The 16,636-nt window shown below is 62.3% G+C and carries 20 protein-coding genes; 6 read left to right on the forward strand and 14 right to left on the reverse strand.

The genetic code is table 11. From position 1 onward, the window contains the following. Nucleotides 1-6: 6 nt before the first annotated feature. From mraY to mltG, 8 genes are all read right to left on the reverse strand, one after another. Nucleotides 7-1,086 carry a phospho-N-acetylmuramoyl-pentapeptide-transferase gene (gene mraY, locus FVE67_RS02650; protein WP_168719120.1) on the reverse strand — a complete coding sequence of 360 codons (1,080 nt, stop codon included), beginning with the start codon at nucleotides 1,084-1,086 and terminating at the stop codon, nucleotides 7-9. A gap of 2 nt (nucleotides 1,087-1,088) precedes the next feature. Then, a complete protein-coding gene (locus FVE67_RS02655; protein WP_168719121.1) occupies nucleotides 1,089-2,477 on the reverse strand; it encodes a UDP-N-acetylmuramoyl-tripeptide--D-alanyl-D-alanine ligase in 1,389 nt (462 codons plus the stop codon). Further along, complete coding sequence (locus tag FVE67_RS02660; RefSeq protein WP_168719122.1) at nucleotides 2,458-3,900, reverse strand: UDP-N-acetylmuramoyl-L-alanyl-D-glutamate--2,6-diaminopimelate ligase; 1,443 nt, start codon at nucleotides 3,898-3,900, stop codon at nucleotides 2,458-2,460. Before FVE67_RS02660 ends, FVE67_RS02655 begins: the two co-directional genes overlap by 20 nt. Beyond that, the gene (locus FVE67_RS02665; RefSeq protein ID WP_168719123.1) at nucleotides 3,890-5,029 is read right to left on the reverse strand and encodes a PASTA domain-containing protein; all 1,140 of its coding nucleotides are present in this window, start codon (nucleotides 5,027-5,029) and stop codon (nucleotides 3,890-3,892) included. The genes FVE67_RS02660 and FVE67_RS02665 overlap by 11 nt, the downstream gene beginning before the upstream one ends. After that, entirely contained in the window at nucleotides 5,026-5,328 is a 303-nt protein-coding gene (locus FVE67_RS02670; RefSeq protein WP_168719124.1) for a hypothetical protein, read from the reverse strand. Before FVE67_RS02670 ends, FVE67_RS02665 begins: the two co-directional genes overlap by 4 nt. Continuing rightward, nucleotides 5,316-6,197, reverse strand: coding sequence for a 16S rRNA (cytosine(1402)-N(4))-methyltransferase RsmH (gene rsmH / locus FVE67_RS02675; RefSeq protein ID WP_168719125.1), 882 nt, complete (start codon nucleotides 6,195-6,197; stop codon nucleotides 5,316-5,318). The genes FVE67_RS02670 and rsmH overlap by 13 nt, the downstream gene beginning before the upstream one ends. Next, nucleotides 6,181-6,636, reverse strand: a complete 456-nt coding sequence (gene mraZ / locus FVE67_RS02680) for a division/cell wall cluster transcriptional repressor MraZ (protein ID WP_168719126.1) — start codon at nucleotides 6,634-6,636, stop codon at nucleotides 6,181-6,183. The genes rsmH and mraZ overlap by 17 nt, the downstream gene beginning before the upstream one ends. A gap of 169 nt (nucleotides 6,637-6,805) precedes the next feature. After that, complete coding sequence (mltG, locus tag FVE67_RS02685; protein WP_168719127.1) at nucleotides 6,806-7,795, reverse strand: endolytic transglycosylase MltG; 990 nt, start codon at nucleotides 7,793-7,795, stop codon at nucleotides 6,806-6,808. A 59-nt stretch (nucleotides 7,796-7,854) separates the two neighbouring features. Between mltG and FVE67_RS02690 the strand changes: the two genes are divergently transcribed. From FVE67_RS02690 to FVE67_RS02700, 3 genes are read left to right on the forward strand one after another with little or no spacing between them, the layout of a single operon-like run. Further along, a complete protein-coding gene (locus FVE67_RS02690; RefSeq protein ID WP_168719128.1) occupies nucleotides 7,855-8,457 on the forward strand; it encodes a tetratricopeptide repeat protein in 603 nt (200 codons plus the stop codon). After that, complete coding sequence (locus FVE67_RS02695; RefSeq protein ID WP_168719129.1) at nucleotides 8,454-9,521, forward strand: DVU0298 family protein; 1,068 nt, start codon at nucleotides 8,454-8,456, stop codon at nucleotides 9,519-9,521. The genes FVE67_RS02690 and FVE67_RS02695 overlap by 4 nt, the downstream gene beginning before the upstream one ends. Next, nucleotides 9,518-10,117 (forward strand): tetratricopeptide repeat protein, encoded by a 600-nt coding sequence (locus FVE67_RS02700; protein WP_168719130.1) that lies wholly within the window; start codon nucleotides 9,518-9,520, stop codon nucleotides 10,115-10,117. Before FVE67_RS02695 ends, FVE67_RS02700 begins: the two co-directional genes overlap by 4 nt. Here the strand turns inward: FVE67_RS02700 and FVE67_RS02705 are convergent. The 3 genes from FVE67_RS02705 to FVE67_RS02715 are packed head-to-tail and all read right to left on the reverse strand — an operon-like array spanning nucleotide 10,055 to nucleotide 11,549. After that, the gene (locus tag FVE67_RS02705) at nucleotides 10,055-10,645 is read right to left on the reverse strand and encodes a YkgJ family cysteine cluster protein (protein WP_168719131.1); all 591 of its coding nucleotides are present in this window, start codon (nucleotides 10,643-10,645) and stop codon (nucleotides 10,055-10,057) included. The genes FVE67_RS02700 and FVE67_RS02705 overlap by 63 nt on opposite strands. Then, complete coding sequence (locus FVE67_RS02710) at nucleotides 10,633-11,301, reverse strand: HAD-IA family hydrolase (RefSeq protein WP_168719132.1); 669 nt, start codon at nucleotides 11,299-11,301, stop codon at nucleotides 10,633-10,635. Before FVE67_RS02710 ends, FVE67_RS02705 begins: the two co-directional genes overlap by 13 nt. Continuing rightward, nucleotides 11,301-11,549 carry an FmdB family zinc ribbon protein gene (locus FVE67_RS02715; protein WP_168719133.1) on the reverse strand — a complete coding sequence of 83 codons (249 nt, stop codon included), beginning with the start codon at nucleotides 11,547-11,549 and terminating at the stop codon, nucleotides 11,301-11,303. The genes FVE67_RS02710 and FVE67_RS02715 overlap by 1 nt, the downstream gene beginning before the upstream one ends. A gap of 57 nt (nucleotides 11,550-11,606) precedes the next feature. On the opposite strand from FVE67_RS02715, the gene FVE67_RS02720 reads away from it, so the two are divergent. Next, entirely contained in the window at nucleotides 11,607-11,963 is a 357-nt protein-coding gene (locus FVE67_RS02720; RefSeq protein ID WP_168719134.1) for a gamma-glutamylcyclotransferase family protein, read from the forward strand. Beyond that, nucleotides 11,939-12,997, forward strand: coding sequence for a hypothetical protein (locus FVE67_RS02725; protein ID WP_168719135.1), 1,059 nt, complete (start codon nucleotides 11,939-11,941; stop codon nucleotides 12,995-12,997). The genes FVE67_RS02720 and FVE67_RS02725 overlap by 25 nt, the downstream gene beginning before the upstream one ends. On the opposite strand, the gene FVE67_RS02730 is transcribed toward FVE67_RS02725, so the two are convergent. Further along, a complete protein-coding gene (locus FVE67_RS02730; protein WP_168719136.1) occupies nucleotides 12,907-13,548 on the reverse strand; it encodes a nitroreductase family protein in 642 nt (213 codons plus the stop codon). The two genes, FVE67_RS02725 and FVE67_RS02730, sit on opposite strands and share 91 nt — an antisense overlap. Before the next feature lie 74 nt (nucleotides 13,549-13,622). Here FVE67_RS02730 and FVE67_RS02735 point away from each other — a divergent pair, with 74 nt between their 5' ends. Next, the gene (locus FVE67_RS02735; RefSeq protein WP_168719137.1) at nucleotides 13,623-14,384 is read left to right on the forward strand and encodes a DUF72 domain-containing protein; all 762 of its coding nucleotides are present in this window, start codon (nucleotides 13,623-13,625) and stop codon (nucleotides 14,382-14,384) included. Between the two features lie 4 nt (nucleotides 14,385-14,388). On the opposite strand, the gene lnt is transcribed toward FVE67_RS02735, so the two are convergent. Continuing rightward, nucleotides 14,389-15,813 carry an apolipoprotein N-acyltransferase gene (gene lnt / locus FVE67_RS02740; RefSeq protein ID WP_168719138.1) on the reverse strand — a complete coding sequence of 475 codons (1,425 nt, stop codon included), beginning with the start codon at nucleotides 15,811-15,813 and terminating at the stop codon, nucleotides 14,389-14,391. Continuing rightward, the gene (locus tag FVE67_RS02745; RefSeq protein ID WP_168719139.1) at nucleotides 15,761-16,567 is read right to left on the reverse strand and encodes a CBS domain-containing protein; all 807 of its coding nucleotides are present in this window, start codon (nucleotides 16,565-16,567) and stop codon (nucleotides 15,761-15,763) included. Before FVE67_RS02745 ends, lnt begins: the two co-directional genes overlap by 53 nt. Nucleotides 16,568-16,636: the final 69 nt, after the last annotated feature.

Raw genomic sequence — 16,636 nt, forward strand, 5'->3', positions numbered from 1 at the left:
GTCTCCTCACCTCAATTTCAGGGTGGAAAGGGCCAGGATCCCGCAGATCACGGAAAAGATCCAGAACCTTACCACCACCTTATTTTCCGGCCAGCCGCTAAGCTCAAAGTGATGGTGAAGGGGGGCCATGCGGAAGATCCGGCGCCCCCCGGTAAGCCGGAAATAGCCCACCTGCAGGATGACCGAGAGGGCCTCGGCCACAAAGACCCCCCCGGCAATCACCAGAAGGATCTCCTGCTTGACCATCACCGCCACCGCCCCTACCGCGGCCCCGAGCCCCAGAGAACCCACATCCCCCATAAAGACCTCGGCCGGATGGGCGTTGTACCAGAGAAAGCCCATCCCGCCCCCTACCAGAGCCCCGCAAAAGACCGCCAGTTCCCCCACCCCCGGCACATAGGGAATCTGTAAATAGTGGGCGAACTTTACGTGTCCGGCCAGATAGGCCAGAAGCCCGTAGACCCCGACCACCACCATGAAGGGTACAATGGCCAGCCCATCAAGCCCATCGGTAAGATTCATAGCATTGGAGGTCCCCACCACCACCAGATAGAGGAAGGGCAGATAGAGAAACCCCAGTTGCGGACGCAACTCCTTGAAAAAGGGAAAAGTAAGGCGGTCGTCAAAATGGAGCCCGTGAAAGAGCACCCCCCAGAAGGCCAGGGTAAAGAGGGCCTGAAAGAAAAGCTTTTCCCGGGCCCGAAGGCCCAGATTCTTTCCTCGAGAAAGTTTGAGCCAATCGTCCACCAGGCCCAGGGCCCCGAAGGAGACCAGGACCCCGAGGGCCAGCCACACATAAGGGTTGGCCAGATTAGCCCACAGGAGGGTGGAGAGCACCACCGCCCCGATGACCACCGCCCCGCCCATGGTGGGGGTGCCGGCCTTCACCTGGTGTCTTTCCGGCCCCTCCTCCCGGATGACCTGTCCCAGGCGCCGGCCCTTCATATAGGCAATAAAAGAAGGCATGAAAAAGTAGACCAGAAGTCCCGCGGTAAGGGTAGCGTAAAAGGTGCGGAAGGTGATGTAGCGGAAGACATTAAAGACCGAAAACCAGTCGTGTAAAGGATAGAGCAGGTGATAAAACACCTCTAAGGCTCCTCCTTGAGTTTCTGCACTACCCGTTCCAGGCCCACCGCCCGGGAGCCTTTGACGAGCACGGCCGCCCCTTCGGGAATCTCCAGATCGGAAAGGAGCTCCTCCACCGAGGGATAGGCTCGCCCCCGGGCCCCCATCCTCTCCGCCTCCCGGGCCACCACCGGGGCCATCTCTCCTACGGCCAGCACCCGGTGACAGAGTCTTCCGGCCAGACGCCCCACACTCTCATGGAAGGCCTCGGCCTCCGGCCCGAGCTCCCGCATGTCTCCCAGGATGGCCACCCGTTCCCGAAACCTCTGTCCGATCTCCCAGAAGACCCGCAGGGCCTCGTAGACCGAGCCCGGGTTGGCGTTGTAAGAGTCGTCAAGGAGAAAATAGCGCCCGGTGGAGAGGGGAAAGAGGCGACCCGGAAGGGGAGAAAGCTCGGAAAGCGCCGAAAGGGCCTCTTCCGGGGGCACCCCATAGAGAAGCCCTGCGGCCACCGCGGCCAGGGCATTGCGCACAAAATGCTCCCCTAGGAAACGAAGACGCCCCTCCCCCAGCCGGCGCCCCTCTACTAAGAGGGCAAATTCCGTTCCCTCCGGGCTGATCCGCACATCCTCGGCCCGCACCTCGGCCTCCATATGAAGTCCATAAGTAATCCTTTCATGGGGAAGGTCCTGGGCCCGACGAAAGATCTCCTCCTCGTCGCGGTTTACGATCAGCCGGGCTCCGGCCGGAAGCCTTTGATAAAGCTGGAATTTTTCGGAAAGTACGCCCTCCATAGAGCCCAGACCCTCCAGATGGGCCGGACGCACGTTGGTGAGAAGGGCGGCCTCCGGCTCCAGGATCTCCACCAGCCGGGCCATCTCCCCCGGAAGGCTTATGCCCAGCTCAAAGACTCCGAAGCGCACCTCCTCCGGCACGGAAAGCACGGAAAGGGGTAGGCCCACCAGGTTGTTATAGTTTCCGGGATTGCGGAAAACCGGGTAGCGCCGGGAGAGCACCGCGGCGCACATCTCCTTGGTGGTGGTCTTCCCGCAGGAACCACTTATGGCCAAGGCCCAGAACCCCCGACGGCGCTTAAAGGCCCGGGCCAGATCTCCCAGGGCCTGCAGGGTGTCCCGCACCAGGATCACCGAGACCGTCTTGGGGACCTCCTCAAGGCGCATCTCCCGGGGAAGCCTTGAAAGAAGAAGCCCTTTGGCCCCCCGTTTAAGGGCCTCCCGCCAAAAGTCGTGTCCGTCATAACGCGGCCCCTTGAGGGCCACAAAAAGCTCTCCGGGGCGCAGGGTGCGGGTGTCGGTGGAGACCCCGGAAAAGACGATCCCCATGTCCCCCCCTACCAGGGTCCCCTGGGTGGCCCGGATCACCTCTTCGGTATCAAGAAAGTTCCCCGACAATCCTTTTCACCTCCTCGGCATCAGAAAAGGGAAGACGCCTTCCGGCGATCTCCTGATAGTCTTCGTGCCCCTTTCCGGCCACCAAAAGAATGTCGCCAGCGGTAAGCTCCGCGATGGCCTCCCGCAGGGCCTGGCGGCGGTCGAGAATCACCCGCACCCGGGTGCCATTCACCCCCCGCAGGATTTCCCGCACGATGGTCTGCGGATCCTCGAAACGGGGATTGTCCGAAGTAAGATAGAGGGCATCAGCCAGGGCCGAGGCCACCTGCCCCATAAGGGGGCGCTTTCCCCGATCCCGGTTGCCTCCACAGCCAAAAAGACAGAGGAGTCTGCGGGGGGCCAGGGCCCGCAGACTCTTAAGGGCCGCAGCCAGGGCCTCCGGGGTATGGGCATAGTCCACAAAAATGCGGGCCCCCCGGGCTTCAGCTACCGGCTCCAGCCTTCCGGGAGGGGCCTTAGCCTCGGTGAGGGCCTCCGCCGCTTCCCGGGCGGAAAAACCCAGCCCCCGCAACACCGCCCAGGCACAGAGAAGGTTCTCCTGCTGAAAATCCCCGAAAAGCCGGGTCTGGAGCTCAAATTCGCCCTCAGGCTCCCTCACCCGAAGGACCAACCCTTGATCCCGGCTCAGGATCTCCGCCTGAAAGGCCTCTCCCACCCTGAAAATCCGGAGCCCGGAAAGCTCCTCGGCCAGCCTGCGCCCCCAGGGATCGGCCACATTGACCACGGCAAACCCTTCCGGGGAAAGATGTTCCCCAAAGAGCCGGCGCTTGGCCTGAAAATAGGCCTCAAGATGGGGATGATAATCCAGATGGTCCCGGGAGAGATTGGTAAAAACACCTCCCTCAAAGGAGAGTCCGGTCACCCTTCGCTGATCCAGGGCGTGAGAGGAGACCTCCAGAACGGCCACCGAAACCCCCGAACGGACCATCTCCGCCAGGAGAGCATAAAGGCGGGGAAGACCCGGGGTGGTCTCCTGGGCCCTTTCCACCCGGCCCCCGGTGTCGTAAAGCAGGGTCCCTATCAGGCCCGCCGGCCGACCCAGGCGAAGCAGCGCTTCCCGCAGCATCCAGGTTACGGAACTCTTGCCATTGGTCCCGGTAACCCCTATCAAACGCAGCCTCTTCTCCGGGGCCCCATAAAAATTGGAAAGGATGCGGGCCAAACTGGAAACGGAGTCCTTTACCAGAACCTGAGGCACGGGAAGGTCCGGGTCCAATCGATCCATACGCACCACCGCCGCCGCCCCGGAGGTCACGGCCTGGCGGAGGTAACGGTGCCCATCTTCCCGGGTGCCCGGGCGGGCCACAAAAAGGGCTCCCGGGCGCACCCGCCGGGAATTATCCACCACGGCGGTGATCTCCACCGCCGGATCCCCCAAAAGCCCCGCCACCTCCACTCCGGAAAGAAGTTCCTCAAGTCTCATCGCGCAACACCAACCGACACCGTTTGACCCGGGACCAGGGGGTGCCGGGAGCAGGCCACTGCTGGATCACCCGACCGAATCCTCGAAACTCCACCTCTACTCCGTGGGGTTGAAGGACCTCTAGGGCCGCCCGCAGGCTGACCCCCCGCAGATCCGGAAACCCCTCTTCCTCCGGCATAAGCCTCTTTTCTCCCCAAAAGTCCTCCAGTTGGGCCACAAGGCCCCGGGGAACCTGGGCCGTGGGCGCTCCTTCCCCCAGGAGGAGAAGCGCCCCCCTGGGGGCCTTTTCAGGGATAAGCTTTACCCGGAGCCAGCGCCCCTTTTCCTGATAAGTATACTCCTTTTCGTGAATTTTTCCCGGAGCCGGACAGACCAGGACCCCGGGGTTGGTTCTTCTCAGGAGATGCCACTGCGGGGGACGACCACAGAGATGGGCCGCTAAGGCTCGGGCCAGCTGAAGAGGGGTGGCCAGGGCTTCCCCGCCCGGCCAATAGCTCCCCAGGGCCTCCGGGAGCTCAAGGCCCGTGGCCCTTCCAAAGACCCCGGCCCCCGAGGAGGGCCTTACCCGAAAAAGACTGTGCAAAAAGACTCCCTTCCTTCCGGGCACCAAGGCCAAGACCTCTCCCCGGGCCAAATCCAGCACTGCCCCACCCAAAAGTCCCTCGGCCCGAACCGCCCGGTAAAGACTTTCTTGGAGATCCCAGGAAAGGGTAAGGCGGGTGCGCCGGCCTTCAAGGTCGGCCCGATGGAAAAGCTCCGGAAGAATCCCCTCAAAGGCCGCCCCTCCCAGAAGTCTGGGCCGGGAATATTCTTCGACCAGAACTCCCGAGATCCCCTGAAGACTTCGGGCCTCCTTCGGAGAAAGGTCCACGGCTACCAGAAGGGGCGGGGGTCCGGAGAGAGGTCGGTGCACATAGGGCTTGAGCCTAGAGGGAAGGGGACCCGAGCGCAGATAATAGACCCGAGCCCTTTTTTCCATCCGGAAAAGGACCCGGCCCTCCCGATCCAGAACCTCCGTGCGCTCCAGGAAGGGGGCCTCGGCCTTTCCGGCCCCGGTGAGGGGGCGCATCAAGGCCCCGGCCAAAATCAAAAAAAAGATCGGGCCCAAGAGAAGCCAGACCTTCTTCACGGGAGCCTCACCATTTCCTTTTCCGTGGGTTTATGGAGCCCCAGGGGGGCCACCTTTTGCCGCACCACCTCTTCGGCGGTCAAGGCCTCCCAGGTCTTAAGAAGCCGGGCCCGATGCGCCTCTTCGGCCTTGCGGCTCCGGTGCACCCCCTGCCACTGATAAAGCCGAACCCCGGCCAGAAGCCAGGGGAGGGCCAGAAGGAGCCCCAGGGCTAGGAGGAGGACCCCACGCAGGGAAAGCCCCCGGGAGCGCGTCCGGGCTCGCGGCTGATAAGGATACCCCGCGCTCAGAGCTCGCATCGCTCGGCCACCCTCAGGCGGGCACTTCGGGCCCGCGGATTACGACGGATCTCCTCGGCCGAAGGCCGAATAACCCTTTTGGTCAAGATCCGGAGGCGCGGATCCCCCCGGAAGGCTTGTTTAACCAGGCGGTCTTCCAGGGAATGAAAAGAAATGATCGCCAGCCGCCCCCCGGGCTTCAGGATCTCCGGGGCTCGGGAAAGGAACCTCTGGAGATTCTCCAACTCTCGGTTGACGGCGATTCTCAGGGCCTGAAAGGTAAGCGTAGCCGGGTGTTCCCCCCGTTTGCGGGGTCTCACCGCCTCGGCCACGATCCGGGCCAACTCCCCGCTGGTCTCAATGGGCTTGCGCCTTCGGGCCTGGACAATGGCCCGGGCGATGCGCTCGGCCCGGGGCTCCTCTCCGTAGGTCCGCAGGATCTCCACCAGTTCCCGGTAAGAAAGACGGTTCACCAGGTCCCGGGCGGTCTCTTCGGTGCGGGTATCCATGCGCATATCCAGGGGCTCGTCCCTGAGGAAGCTGAAGCCCCGCCCGGAGCCCTCAAGGAGAAAGGAGGATATTCCCAGGTCCAGAAGGGCGCCGTCCACTTTTACCCCCTCAGAAAGAAGGATCTCCGGGGCCTCGGCGAAATTGGCCCGCCACAGGCGAAAACGGCCCGGAAATTCCCGGGAGAGCCGTTCTTCAGCCAGCCGAAAGGAGGTCTCCTCCCACTCAAACCCGTAAAGAAAGCCCTCCGGGGAAGAGGCCCGCAGAAGGGCCCGACTGTGTCCGCCGAGCCCCACGGTCCCGTCCAGATAGACCCCTCCGGGGCGCACCGCAAGCCATTCCAGGACCTCTTCCAGAAGGACCGGCTCATGTTTGGGTTCCAAGGCTCAATTCCGCCACCTTTCGAGAAAGTTCGTCAAAGGAGGCCTCGGCCTCCTCCATCCGCGCCTCCAGTCTCTCCGGGGCCCAGATCTCAAAGCGGTCGAGAAGGCCCAGGATTTCCGCCTCCCGGTTCAACCCTGCAGCCTCCCGGAGATGGGCCGGAAGAAGGATACGTCCCTGGCGATCCAGGGCGCATTCCTCGGCCGAACCCAGAAAGTAACGCAGGTAAAGCCTCACCTCGGGAAGGTCCTGCGGGAGCCTTAAAAGTCTTTCCTCCACCTTTCGCCACTCCTCCCAGGGATAGGCCACCAGACATTCGGGATGGCGGGTGACCACCAGGACCGCTCCCCCATAGCGCTGGCGCAAGATCTCCCGGAAGCGGCTGGGGATACTCAACCGCCCCTTCTCGTCCAACGCATGACGGAAACGGCCCCGAAACATTTACCACTTTCTCCCACTATTTCCCACCACTAGGCTACTTAAAAAGAACTCCTGCTGTCAAGCCCTCTTTTTTTTCTAAAAATAGAGGAGTTATAAAAAGAAGAAAAATAGGGCCTTTTAAGGAGCTTTCTTCTAATTTCTTTATCTTATGAAGAAATTTTGTTGTGGGTTATTGGTAAGAACGTTGGCGTTTGCGGCGCAACTCGCGCACCGCTCTTAGATGTTCGCGATAGGTGGTGGAAAATTTATGGGAGCCGTCGCCCCGAGAGACGAAATAGAGATAAGGCACCTTGGCCGGATAAAGAACGGCCCTCAGGGACTTCTCCCCGGGATTGGCGATGGGGGTGGGAGGCAGTCCCGGATAGCGATAGGTGTTATAGGGGCTGTCCACCCGGAGGTGTTTGTAATAAAGCCGGCCCCGAAAGCGCCTCAAGGCGTAGCGCACCGTGGGGTCGGCCTGAAGGGGCATGCCCCGCCGGAGGCGATTCCAGTAAACCGCCGCAATGAGGGGTTTTTCCCGGGAAAGCACGGCCTCCTTCTCCACGATGGAGGCCAGGGTGACCACCTCATAGACCGAAACCCCCAGCTCCCGGGCCCGGGGCTCGTACTTGCGCCAGACCTCCCAAAAGCGCTCCACCATGATGCGGATGATCTCCTCGGCCGAAAGCCCCTTGACAAAATAATAGGTATCCGGAAAGAGGAACCCCTCCACCGTGGGCCCAGGGATCCCCAAGGAATGGGCCAGGTCCGAATCCAGGGCCCGGGCCAGGAACTCCTTGCGGGAGATCAATCCGGCCCGTTCCAAGAGATCGGCCACCTCCCACACGTTGGCCCCCTCGGGAATGGTCACGATGTGGGTGATCACCCGCCCTTCGGCCAGTTGGCGCAGGATCTCCGCCGGACTCTGATGGGGAGAAAGCTCGTATTCCCCGGCCTTGAGCCGGGAAAGGAGCCCCAGCCGCAGGCCTTCCAGATAAAACCCCCACTCGCTCCGGAGAAGACCCCGGGCCCGAAGGAGATGAGCCACCTCCTTGACCGGGGTCCCCGGGGGGATATAGATCACCTGCGGGGCAGGCCTTTCGGCCGCCGGCTCCGTAACCTCGAGATACCAGCCCGCAAACCAGAGGGCCACGATAAGGAGAGGCAGACAGATCCTCATCTGGACAAACCCACAGGTCCTTTTAGAATAACCTAAATCCTCGCGGTGGAGAAAACCACATGGAAATGGAAGAAGTCCTGAAGGTCCTGGAAAAGGAAGCGGCGGAAAATCCCCGCTCCATCTTTGCTCGTCATCGGCTGGCCCTGGCTTACTGGCGGGCGGGAAAACTCGATCAGGCCAAAGAGACCCTGAAGGAGATCCTGCGTCTCGACCCCCACAACTTCGAGGCCCTCACCAATTTGGGGACCCTCCTGGCCCAGGAGGGGCAACTGGAGGAGGCCCGCAAGGCCTTCTCCCTGGCCCTCAAGATCTACCCGGCCTCCCCGGAGGCCCTGACCAACATGGGGCTCATCTCCTTCCAGCTGGGGGAACTCGAAGAGGCCGAAAGGTATTACCGCCAGGCCCTCGAGGTCAAAGCGGATCTTCCGGCGGTCTGGGTGAATCTCTCCACGGTCCTCATTGCCCGGGAGTCTTATCCGGAAGCCGAAGAGGCCTGTCGCCAGGCCCTTTCCTACGATCCCCAATTTGCCCTGGCCTGGAACAATCTGGCCGTGGCCCTCTATTACCAGGATCGGCGGGAAGAGGCCCGCGAGGCCCTCTCCCGGGCCAAATCTCTGGGCTATCCGGTAAATCCGGAATTTGAAAAGTTGCTTGCGTCATGAAGCCCCCCAGCTGTCCCTTCTGCGGCAGAGAGATCCCTCCCCCCCGAAACCTGGGCTTCCAGTTTGCCGACCATGACGCCGGAGTGTGCGAATGCGGAGCGGTCTATGTGAGCGATGTCACGGGCTTCAACCGGGGGTCGGCCTTCGCTGAGGCCCTCTTTCTGGCCTCCGGGGGGCGCTGGGAGCTGGCCTGGGACCTTGCGCCGGGGGAGGATTATCAGGAAATCTGGCTTGAACCCTACGATCAGGCCCGCCATCTCCTGGTCCCCGAAGGGACCCTTGAGGGGCGCAAGGTCTCCGGGGCCCTCTGTTTTGTACGTCTAGCCGAAGACCTCCTGGAATTGAGCCGGGAGGATCTGGAGGCCCTCAGGAGGCCTTCTTCCAGGTCCTCCCCCGAGGTCCGGCCCCGGAAGCTTCGCCGCCCGGAGGCGGAGCGCCTGGTGGCTGAAAATCGGCGGGAGGAGTTGCTGCTCCTCTGTCGGGCCCAGCCCCTGAATCTCCGGGTGCTCCAAAAGATCCTCTACCACCCGGAGGCCCTCCTTCGCTTGCGCACCGCCACCCTTCTTGGGGAATTCGCCCGGCGTTTCGGGGACGAATGCCCGGAGGAGGTGGCCGATCTGGTAAAGCGCCTCCTTTATGCCAGCGCAGACACGGCGGCCTCGGCCTGGGGGGCCCTGGAGGCCGTAGGGGAGATCATCCGGGCCCTTCCCCGGCGTTTTGGGCTCTATGTAAGAAACCTCCTGGCCTTTCTTCCCTATCCCGAATTCCGCCCCGGGGCCCTTTACGCCCTCTGGCGGGTGGCCGAGGCCCATCCCGAACTCCTCCTTCGGGAAAAGCCCTTCCGGGTAGTTTCCCTCCTAGAGGACGAAAATCCCCTGGTCCGGGGACTGGCCCTTCTTATCCTCCGGGCCCTCCGGCTCTCGGAAGCGGCCCCCGGTGTACGCCCCCTCCTTGAGGACTCCCGAACCTTTGAGATCTACCTTCCGGAAGAGGACCGCTTTGTTTCCCGCCGCCTAAAGGAGGTGGCCGAAGAAATCCTCAAAGACCAAAGGGAGGTTTTATGAACGAGCCGGAAAAAATTTCTCCAGAGGTGGCCGAGGCCCTCAAATGGTACAAAGAGGCCCAGGTGATGTATGCCCAGGGGCGAAGCCTTGACGCCCTGGCCCGCTATGAAGAGGCCTACCGGGTCTTCGTGGAACACGGCTGCCACCGGGAGGCGGCCAACGCCGCCGAAAAGATGGGAGATCTCTACTTTAACCGCGGCAACTTCGAGAAGGCCTTGAAGCCCTACAAGATCGCTCTGGACATCTGCGAGGAATACGAGGACGAGTTAGGGACCGCCATCCTCTCCGAAAAGATCGTTTATGTTTACAAGGAACTGCGCCAGCCGGAAAAGGCCCTCCCTTATCTCTATCGGGCCCTAGAGATTGCCGAAAAGTACAAAGACGCCCATCGGGCGGCCCGCATGCTCGCCGGGATCGGAGACGTCTACCGGAATCTCGGAAAACTGGAAGCCGCCCGGGAGGCCTATGCCCTGGCGGCCCGGATCTACCGGGAGATCGGCTCCCGAGAGCAGGCCCAGCTGGCCGAAGAGGCCCTAAAAAGGCTCCTCCAGGAGATGGGCCCCGGGGAAGCCTCCGCGGATCACCCCGATAAGTGACACCCGCACGTTTCCCCCCTTGGGGACCAGGCCCTCCGAGATCTCGGCCAGACGCCGCAGGACCTCCCCGAAAAGGACCGTAGGATAGGTCTTCCCGGCTTCAAAGCCCGACCGGGGGCAAACCACGGTCTCTTCCCCCACGGAAAGAGGAAGACCGTAAACCCGACAGGTAAGGGGGCGGAATTCATAGACCACACAGAGGCCCCGATCGTCCAAAAAGGGGCAGCGGAGCCTCACCCGGGAAAGGGCCAGGGGATCTACCGGCTTGGGAACTTCGGTCTCCCAGGTCTTTTCATACTTTTCCAGCCGGCGTTCCACCTCCCGGCGCACTCTCCGGGGCAGTTTCCGAAAGGCCTGGGCCAGATAGAGGGCTTCGGCCAGGGAAAGGTCAAAGGGGGCATAGCAACAATCCGTGCAGCCCTTGCGGCAGCGAACCTCCCGGGGATAACCTCGACGGGTCTCCTCGAACCGCCGATCCACCTCGGCCATAAGCTCTTCCAGGGCCCCAAAACCTTTCAGGCGCACCATAGGCCCTCCTCCCTGAGGATCTCGCGCAGATCCTCCCCCCGATAAAGCCGGGCCCGAAGGCCGGCCGAAAGGGCCCCCTGGTAGTCGTCCTCCGGGTCATTTCCGATCATGAGGACCTCGGGAGGGGCCACGCCCAGGGCCTCACAGGCCAGGTGAAAGGCCTCGGGGGCCGGCTTTCCCACCCCCAGCTCGCAGGCCAAAAAGACGGCCTCAAAATGGTCCTTAAGGCCCAGGGCCTTGAGGAGGCGGGGTAGCCGTTCGTCCCAGTTGGAAAGGATGGCCACCTTGAGGCCCTGTCTCTTCAGGCCTTCCAGGGCCTCGCGGGTCCCGGAAGCCAGACGGAAACTTTCCGGCCGGGAAAAGGCCTCGTAGACCGCCTGAAAAAGCCTCTCCACCGGGTGACCGTCAAGCCAAGGGGCCAAGGCCTGGCTAAAAATCTCCTTCCAGAGCTGCCGGCACCCCTCCGGGGAAAACTTTCCGAAAAAGGCCCTGCGGAAGACCGGCCAGAGGGCCCGGATACGCCGGTCGAGTTCCTCTCCCGGAAGGAAAAGCCCCTCCCGGGAGAGCACCCGGGCATAGACCTCCCCCACCGAAGGATGGATGTGGAGAAGGGTGCCCTCGGCATCGAAGAGAACGGCCCGCAGAGGAGTGCTCATCAGCGGCTGTGCCCCGGAAGTTCAAGATGGGTACAGGTCCCGGTCTCGCACCGGTGACTCTCGGCCACCCGGGGCCGGTCCGCAGGCCCGCCCCCGGAATCCACTATGGGAGTGATGGTACTCATGAGGCGCTTCACCCTTTCGCTTCCGCACTTTTTACACCGCACCTCCTCGGCCTCCGCCCGGTTGCGACACAGGACTTCAAATTCCTCCCCACAGGCTTCGCAACGAAATTCGTAGATAGGCATGATTCCTCCCCTAGCGAAGCTTTTCTGATAAGATAAAGGGCAGAGGAGCAGAGGGCAATGCCTATCCTTTTCGTTTATGGAACCTTAAGGCGGGGGCAGCCCCTGCACGGACTTCTCCGAGGGGCTTCCCTGATGGGGGAGGGGTGGGTGGAGGGTTTTGCCCTTTATGATCTAGGGGATTATCCCGCGGCCCGTCCCTGGGAGAAAGGCCGCATCTGGGGCGAACTCTATGCCGTTCCCGAAGAACTCCTCCCCCTGCTTGACCAAGTGGAAGACGAATATCGGCGAGAGACGGTCCTGGTAGAGTGCTCTTCCGGGGCCAAAATTCCGGCCCAAATGTATGTCTACCGCGACCCCCTCCCGGAAAGCCAGCGCCTTCTTTCGGAAAGATGGGAGAGATCCTCCTCGTCCTGAGCCCCCATCGTCTGGAATTCCTTCCCCGGGCCTTTGAGCTCATGGAGGAGTGTGAGACGGTGATCCTGGAAGAGCCACGCCATCCGGAATTCGAGGCCCTGCTTTCCGGAAAGACCGCTCTGACAAAGTTTCTGGAGATCTCCGAGCCCGGATTTCCGGAATATTCCCGGGCGGTCTACCAAAAAATGCGGGAACTCTTCTCCCGGGGACGCCAGGTGCTGCAGGTAGAACCCTATCTCGAAGGAGTCCAGAAGATTCAGGCCCGGCTGGCTGCCGGAGAAGAACCGGAGGCCCTCCAGCGCGACCCGGAGCTTTCCCCCATCTACCAGCATGAACACCAAACCTTCGGACGCCTTCTTGACTTTTATGCCGCCCTCTCCGAGCCCTTCGAGTCCTTGGTAGAAAAGATCAAGGCCTTCGCCCAGGCCGATGCCGCCCGCCTTATCTTCCGGGATACCCTAAGGGCTCAGGCCCTACGCCAGATCCTCAAAGGCCTTTCGGGCCAAAGGGTCTATCTGGAGACCGGCTACATCCATCTCTATCTGGTGCGGGAACTAGCCCGGAAGCCCCCGGCGGGTTTCCGCCTCAGGGTGCGCAATCTGGTCCGTCTGGCCACCGGGGGGCACCTTCCTCGAGGCCTCTGGCCGGCCCCAGGCGACGTCCTTACGGCCTTTTATCTTTTCGAAAAAAGGCGGGCGGTGGAGGAAGACCTCCTTGCGGCCCGCAGCCTGGTCTACATCCGCCTGATCGAAAAAAACGAACTCCAACCCTCTCCGGAAAACCCCTTTCCCCACCTACGGGACGAGGTCTTCTTTCGGGCCTTTGTGCGCGGTCTTTCCTTTGAGGATTGCCGCAGGCTGGATGCCCGCATCCGGCTCCTTCCCACCGCCGAGGCCCGCCAGGTGGCCCAAAAGAGCTTTCCCGAGATTTGGAAGCAGGCCTCTCAGCTGGTGGACCAGGTATTCCGGGAGGTAAAGACCTCCGGGGGCCTTCGCGCCGGCCTTTCGAGGAGCTTAACCCCCGGGCGCGGATAACCTACGGCCACCAGCATGGGGACCAGCTTATCCTCCGGGATCCCGAAGACCCTCTTCACGCAGGGCTCCTCGAAACCGTCCATGGGATGGGTTTCCAGGCCCAGACCCCGGGCGGCCAGCATGAGGTTCATGGCAAAAAGGGCGGTGTTTTTCACGGCAAAAAGCTTGCGCCGGAGGCTCTCTCGGTCCCCATATAGCTGATAAAAGACGGCCTTTACGCCCTCGATCTGGCTTTCGTCTTTGAGATAGCCTTTGGCCAGGCGGTCCCGCAGGACCTCCTCCCCGTATTCTTCTACCACCCCTGGATCCGCTACCAGAATAAGGACCACCGGGGCCTCCTCCACCTTGGGCTGCCCCATGGCGCACTCCCGAAGGAGGGCCTTTTTCTCCGGATCATCCACCACGATGACCCGCCAGGGCTGGAGATTGAAGGAAGAGGGGGCGAGAGCCGCCAGTTCCAGAAGATTCCGGAGCAACTCCTCCGGCACCGGCCTTTGAGGATCGAAATAATTGATGGCCCGTCGGCCGCGAATGGCGGTGATAACCTCCATACCCACCTCCAGGTTGGGGTTATAATCAGTTTATTAGGGGCCGGGGCCCCGAGCAAGTCTTTCGGAGGCCCACTATGAAGCGCCTCTTTGTCGGGACCTGCGGAAACAAGGTGGGACTTGCCCGCTATGTAAACCTCTTTAACGCCTTAGAGGTCAACGCCACCTTTTATCGCTTTCCCTCGGAAAAGAGTCTCCGAAACTGGGAAAAGACCCTTTCCGGCCGCCAGGACTTCTGCCTTTCCCTCAAGGCCTTCCAGGGCCTGACCCATCCCCTCTCTTCCCCTACCTGGCGAAGAAGTGGGCTTTCTCCTGAGGAACTCGAGGGCCTCAAGGGAAAGGTGGGCTGCCTCCGACTCACCGAGGCCACCCAGAGATACTTCCTTGAGACCCTGGAGCTGGCCGCCAGGGTCTCCGCCCGCTATCTCCTCCTCCAGCTTCCCCGAAACTGTGAGGCCGAGGCCGCAGAGCTCCGAAAATTCCTTTCCTGGGCCCGGGAAGTTCCGGGACCCGAAAGACTCCACCTGGCCCTGGAGATCCGCTGGGAGGACCCGGATCTTCTCCTGGAACTCTGGGAGGAATTTCAGACCGTCCCCGCCTTCGACCCCCTTCTCTTTCCGGAATTTCTGGAAAGGCTCCGTGCCCTTCCCCGACTCTACTTCCGCCTCCACGGCGAACGCCAGGGTTCTCGCCTGAACTATCACAAGAAATACCGCGAGGAGGAGTTACAGAAGCTCGCGGAGCTGGTGAAGGAACTTCCGGCCGAGGAAATCCTGGTTTTTTTCAACAACGTCTACATGCACGAGGATGCCCTCCGTTTCCGAAAGCTCTGGGGTTGAATCTTCAAGGCCGCCTCCCGAAACAGGACCACCAGGGACGCTCCACCGGGCCCAGGAGGCGGACACGGCCGTAAGGGTCGATCACCCCGGAAAGGCCGGTATTGGCCACCTGGATCACCCAGCGCCGGGTCTCCACGGCCCGGAGAATGGATTGATCGAAGTGCTGTCTTAAGGCCGCCGAGCGGCCGAACCAGGCGTCATTGGTGATGACCAAGAGTAGATCCGCCCCGGCCCGCACCCGGGCCCGGGCCAGAGGGGCAAAGGCGTTTTCAAAACAAATGAGGGCCCCCACCCTCACCCCGGCCACCTCTAGGACCCCCGAACCCCTTCCGGGGGTGTAGTCCCCGGAGGCCACCGCCAGATTCCTCAGCCAGGGAAACTTATCCTCAAAGGGGACATACTCTCCAAAGGGCACCAGGTGCTCTTTATCGTAGACCCCGAGGGGCTTCCCCTCCGGGGAAAGGGCCACCAGACTGTTGCGAAGGTCCCAGCCCTTTTCGGTATGGACCGCCCGCGGGGCCCCGAAAAGGACCGGCCGCCCCAGGGACCTTATCCCTTTTAAAAGCTCCCCTGTAAGCCCTCCGTAGGGAAAGGGGAAGGGAAGAGCGGTCTCTGGCCAAACCAAAAAGTCCGGCCCGCAGGCCAGGGCCTTCCGGGAGAGCTCGAGATAGCGCTCCAGGCTCCGGCGCTCTTCGCCGGGCCGCCACTTGATCTCCTGGGGGATATTCCCCTGGATGAGGGCCACCCGGACGGGGAAGACCGGAACCTCCAGGGAAAGGGCCCGCCAGCCGTAAAGGACCGTGGCCCCGAGGAGGAAAAAGGCCGCCAGAAGCGGGGCCCTCCTCCGGCGAGGAGGGAGAGCGGCAAACAGGGCGTAGTTGACCCAGAGGGGAAGAAGCGAAAGCCCCAGGGCCCCTACCAGGGCCGCGGGCTGCAGAAGGAGAGGCACCGGGGCCAGGGCCCCGGAAAGGGGCTCCCAGGGAAAGCCTGTAAGGAGCCGGCCCCGCAAATACTCTCCGGCCAGCCAGAAGGCCCCCAAAAGAAGCCCCGGAAGAAGGCCCGGGCGTTCAAAGGCCTTAAGAGCCGCGGCCCCGGCCACGGCCAGGGCCGAATAAAGGGCCAGATAGAGACAGAGCAGCAAATGGACGGAAAGGGCCAGGGGCCGAGAAAGGCCCCCGAAGCGGATCATCACCCCGGGAATCCAGTAAAGAAGCCCGAAAAAGAAGACCGTAAAGGCCAGAAGACCCAGGCCCAAGGCCTCCCGGAGGCTGCGGCCTGGAAGGGCGGTAAAAAGGGGCACCAGGGCCCCAAAGACCAACGGCCAGAGACCCGGGGCGGGGAAGGCCAGGATCAAGAGACCTCCCGAAAGGAGGGCCTTAAGCATCCTTGGGGAGGGGACGAACCCGTAGGGCGCGCACCGCTCTTTCATCGGCAGAGATCACCCGTACCAGGAGGCCCGGAAGCTCCACCTCCTCCCCGGGCCGGGGAAGTCTTCCCAACCTCTCCTGAAGGAGCCCGGCCAGGGTCTCATAATCTCCCCGGGGAAGCTCCAGGTCGAAAAGCCTTTCCACCTCCTCCAGCGGGGTCTCCGGATGGAGAGGATACCAGCCCTCGGCATCCGGACGGAGCTCTGGGGACTCAAAGGAAAAGACACAGCCCAGAAGGTCCTCCAGACGGACCATGCCGGAGAGGGCCCCGAATTCGTCGATAACCAAGGCCACCCGGACTCGGCGGTCGCGAAAGCCCTTGAGGGCCTCCCGGATACGCAGGCTCTCCGGGATCACATAAGCCGGGCGGGTGAGGTCCGCCAGCCGAAAATCCTCCGGAAAGCGGCGCACCAGATCCCGGAGGGAGACTATCCCCACAAAGTCGTCGAGATCGCGACGATAGACCGGATAGTAGCGGTGAGGGGCCTCCTGCACCCGACGGCGGACCTCCTCCGCCGAAGCCGACTCCGGAAGGGCCACCAGGTCCTTGCGGGGGATCATGACCTCCCGGACGGCCACCTTCCTCAGGCGCAGGACCGAAAGGAGGATCTCCCGCTCTTCCGGACTGAGGAGCCCCTCCCCCTCGGCCTCCTCCACCAGCTCTTCGAGTTCTTCCGCGAATTCCTGGAGATGCTCCTCCGGGGCCTTCTGAAAGAAGGCTTTCAGGACCTCCAGAAGCGACGGACCCTCGGCCATAGCTCCTTAATACCCGCCCGGGACTGCCTTAGCAAGAGGTTTAGGCTTGTATTCTGAAAGAATAGGTGT

Source organism: Thermosulfurimonas marina, from assembly GCF_012317585.1.
In the GTDB taxonomy this organism is placed as follows: domain Bacteria; phylum Desulfobacterota; class Thermodesulfobacteria; order Thermodesulfobacteriales; family Thermodesulfobacteriaceae; genus Thermosulfurimonas_A; species Thermosulfurimonas_A marina.

Bases quoted from the DNA above. Each gene is read 5' to 3' on its own strand.
- FVE67_RS02660 (WP_168719122.1), bottom strand. From the start codon at position 3,900: ATGAGACTTGAGGAACTTCTTTCCGGAGTGGAGGTGGCGGGGCTTTTG.
- FVE67_RS02670 (WP_168719124.1), bottom strand. From the start codon at position 5,328: ATGCGAGCTCTGAGCGCGGGGTATCCTTATCAGCCGCGAGCCCGGACG.
- mraZ (WP_168719126.1), bottom strand. From the start codon at position 6,636: ATGTTTCGGGGCCGTTTCCGTCATGCGTTGGACGAGAAGGGGCGGTTG.
- mltG (WP_168719127.1), bottom strand. From the start codon at position 7,795: ATGAGGATCTGTCTGCCTCTCCTTATCGTGGCCCTCTGGTTTGCGGGC.
- FVE67_RS02690 (WP_168719128.1), top strand. From the start codon at position 7,855: ATGGAAATGGAAGAAGTCCTGAAGGTCCTGGAAAAGGAAGCGGCGGAA.
- FVE67_RS02695 (WP_168719129.1), top strand. From the start codon at position 8,454: ATGAAGCCCCCCAGCTGTCCCTTCTGCGGCAGAGAGATCCCTCCCCCC.
- FVE67_RS02700 (WP_168719130.1), top strand. From the start codon at position 9,518: ATGAACGAGCCGGAAAAAATTTCTCCAGAGGTGGCCGAGGCCCTCAAA.
- FVE67_RS02705 (WP_168719131.1), bottom strand. From the start codon at position 10,645: ATGGTGCGCCTGAAAGGTTTTGGGGCCCTGGAAGAGCTTATGGCCGAG.
- FVE67_RS02710 (WP_168719132.1), bottom strand. From the start codon at position 11,301: ATGAGCACTCCTCTGCGGGCCGTTCTCTTCGATGCCGAGGGCACCCTT.
- FVE67_RS02715 (WP_168719133.1), bottom strand. From the start codon at position 11,549: ATGCCTATCTACGAATTTCGTTGCGAAGCCTGTGGGGAGGAATTTGAA.
- FVE67_RS02720 (WP_168719134.1), top strand. From the start codon at position 11,607: ATGCCTATCCTTTTCGTTTATGGAACCTTAAGGCGGGGGCAGCCCCTG.
- FVE67_RS02725 (WP_168719135.1), top strand. From the start codon at position 11,939: ATGGGAGAGATCCTCCTCGTCCTGAGCCCCCATCGTCTGGAATTCCTT.
- FVE67_RS02730 (WP_168719136.1), bottom strand. From the start codon at position 13,548: ATGGAGGTTATCACCGCCATTCGCGGCCGACGGGCCATCAATTATTTC.
- FVE67_RS02735 (WP_168719137.1), top strand. From the start codon at position 13,623: ATGAAGCGCCTCTTTGTCGGGACCTGCGGAAACAAGGTGGGACTTGCC.
- lnt (WP_168719138.1), bottom strand. From the start codon at position 15,813: ATGAAAGAGCGGTGCGCGCCCTACGGGTTCGTCCCCTCCCCAAGGATG.
- FVE67_RS02745 (WP_168719139.1), bottom strand. From the start codon at position 16,567: ATGGCCGAGGGTCCGTCGCTTCTGGAGGTCCTGAAAGCCTTCTTTCAG.